The organism is Mycobacterium sp. (assembly GCF_032159775.1).
Classification (GTDB): domain Bacteria; phylum Actinomycetota; class Actinomycetes; order Mycobacteriales; family Mycobacteriaceae; genus Mycobacterium.
In genome coordinates, this window is sequence record NZ_JAVHWK010000155.1 from 1 (window position 1) to 2752 (window position 2752).

3 protein-coding genes are annotated in these 2752 nt (G+C 62.9%); all 3 read left to right on the forward strand.

The genetic code is table 11. The annotated features are described in order from the left end of the window. Positions 1–1152, forward strand: a 1152-nt coding sequence (locus QOJ24_RS21385; protein WP_526264897.1) for a sulfatase-like hydrolase/transferase, incomplete at its 5' end; no start/stop codon positions are given. Between the two features lie 2 nt (positions 1153–1154). Continuing rightward, the gene (locus QOJ24_RS21390; protein WP_526264899.1) at positions 1155–2057 is read left to right on the forward strand and encodes an HAD family hydrolase; all 903 of its coding nucleotides are present in this window, start codon (positions 1155–1157) and stop codon (positions 2055–2057) included. 30 nt (positions 2058–2087) lie between these two features. After that, the coding region (locus QOJ24_RS21395) for a formylglycine-generating enzyme family protein (protein ID WP_526264901.1) at positions 2088–2752 on the forward strand (665 nt) is incomplete at its 3' end.

Below are 2752 nucleotides of genomic sequence, written 5' to 3' on the forward strand. Positions count from 1 at the left end.
TACCACCTCAACGCCGAGGAGGAACCGGAGAACGCGGACTACCCCACTGCCGAAGAGGCGCCGGTCTTGCGCGCCAAGCTACTACCGCGCGGCGTGATTCATTCCTGGGCCACCGACGAGGACTCGGGTGAAGTCGATGAACGGTACGGCCCGGTCGGCAAGCAGCGGATCGAGGACACCGGACCGCTCACCAAGAAACGCATGGAAACCATAGACGACGAAACCACCGGTGCGTGTATCGACTTCATCAAGCGACAACACGAGGCCGACACCCCGTTCTTCGTATGGATGAACATGACCCACATGCACTTCCGGACGCACACCAAGCCGGAGAGCCTCGGCCAGGCGGGCCGCTGGCAGTCGCCGTACCACGACACGATGATCGACCACGACCGCAACGTCGGCACGTTGCTCGACCTGGTCGACGAACTCGGGATCGCCGAGGACACCATCGTCATCTACTCCACCGACAACGGTCCGCATGCGAACAGCTGGCCCGATGGCGCGACCACACCGTTCCGGAGTGAGAAGGCCAGCAACTGGGAAGGCGCATTCCGGATTCCCGAGATGATCCGGTGGCCAGGAAAGATCAAGCCGCGCAGTGTGTCCAACGAAATCGTCCAGCACCACGACTGGCTTCCGACGTTTCTGGCCGCTGCAGGCGACACCGACATCATCGACAAGCTCAAAACCGGCCACACCATCGGCGACATGACCTACAAGGTGCACATCGACGGCTACAACCTGATCCCCTATCTCACCGGCGAGGTCGACAAGAGCCCGCGCCGCGGGATGATCTACTTCTCTGACGACTGCGACGTGCTCGGGATCAGGGCGGAGAACTGGAAGGTCGTGTTCATGGAGCAGCGCTGCCGGGGCACGTTGCAGATCTGGTACGAACCCTTCACCCAACTGCGGGCACCGAAATTGTTCAACCTGCGGACCGATCCCTACGAACGCGCGGACATCACGTCCAACACGTACTGGGACTGGGTGATCGATCGCATCTATCTTGTCCTCTACGGCTCCGCGATCGCGACCCAGTTCCTGCAGACCTTCAAGGAATTCCCGCCGCGGCAAGAGCCGTCGTCGTTCACGATCAAGAACGCCGTCGAGGAGCTCGAGAAGTTTCTCTCGACTCGCGGCGGGTGAGTATGGCGGAACTCGAGTGCTGGACAGACGGGCCTACGAAGTCGGCGATCGTCGACTTCGTTGGTCGCGTCACCGCTGGCGGCGGCCCCGATTTCGTCGCGCCGGAGGCACGCGTCGCGGTCTTCGACAACGACGGCACGCTGTGGTGCGAGAAGCCGATGTACATCCAGCTCGACTTCTTGTTACGTCGATTCAAGGAACAGGCTGAAGCGGACCCGTCGCTGCGCGACCAGCAGCCGTACAAAGCGGCCTACACCGGCGATTTGCAATGGCTGGGCGATGCGGTCACCAAGCATTACCAGGGCGACGACACCGACATCAAACCGCTGGTGGCGGCGATACTTACGTCTCAGCATGAAATCACTGTCGACGAACTCGCCGGCCGGTTCAATGCCTTCTTCGCCGAAGCTAAGCACCCGACGCTGGGTCGCCCCTACACGTCGTGCGGGTATGCGCCGATGGTCGAGCTTCTGCGCTACCTCGAGGCCAATGGATTCACCAACTACATAGTCTCCGGTGGCGGGCGAGATTTCATGCGCCCGATCACTGGGCAACTGTATGGGATTCCACCCGAGCGCGTGGTGGGCAGTTCGGTGGGTCTCGTCTATCGCGACGGTCAGCTCTACACGACCGCGCAGCCGGAATTCCTCGACGACGGACCCGTCAAGCCGACCCGGCTGTGGAGCCGGATCGGACGCCGGCCGATATTGGCCGCAGGTAATTCCAACGGCGATATCGAAATGCTCGAGTTCACCCGAGGTCTTCGGCTACTGGTCCTGCACGATGACGCTGAGCGCGAATTCGACTACACCGCAGGAGCAGAACGTGCACTGGACCATGCTGAGCAGTTCGGCTGGACCGTCGTCAGCATCAAAAACGACTGGACGACCGTCTTCAGTGACTGACACCCTCCCCGAGACTGCGGAGAGATCGCGTTGACGCACGAAACGGCGATCTCTGCGCAGTCTCGGCATTTGGTGCGCATTCCGGCGCAGACCGCTGTCGTCGGGTCCGATCGGCACTACCCTGAAGAGGCGCCCGCGAACTCCGTCACCGTCGAGGAGTTCTGGATCATGCCCCATCAGGTGACCAATGCCGAGTTCGCCGAGTTCGTCGACGCCACGAGCTATGTCACCCTCGCCGAGCGAGCCCTCGACCCCGATGACTATCCCGACGCGCCCGCAGACAACCTGCAGCCCGGTTCGATGGTCTTTCACCGCACTGCGGGGCCGGTGGATCTGCGGCACATCAACCAGTGGTGGACGTGGACGCCCGGCGCATGCTGGAACCACCCACGCGGTCCGCGCTCCTCGTTCAAGGGCAGCGAGCACCACCCGGTGGTGCACGTCGCATTCGACGACGCCGAAGCGTATGCGAATTGGGCCGGTTTGCGATTGCCGACCGAGGCACAGTGGGAGGTCGCGGCCCGCGGCGGCCTGGACGGCGCGGCCTACACCTGGGGCGACGAGCCGGAGCGACCGGGCCAGCGGATGGCCAACTACTGGCACGGGGAGTTTCCGTATCTACCCGACACCGGCTACGGCACGACCGCCGCCGTCGGAAGTTTCGCGGCCAACGGCTACGGGCTGTTCGACATGGC

Bases quoted from the DNA above. Each gene is read 5' to 3' on its own strand.
- QOJ24_RS21390 (WP_526264899.1), top strand. From the start codon at position 1,155: ATGGCGGAACTCGAGTGCTGGACAGACGGGCCTACGAAGTCGGCGATC.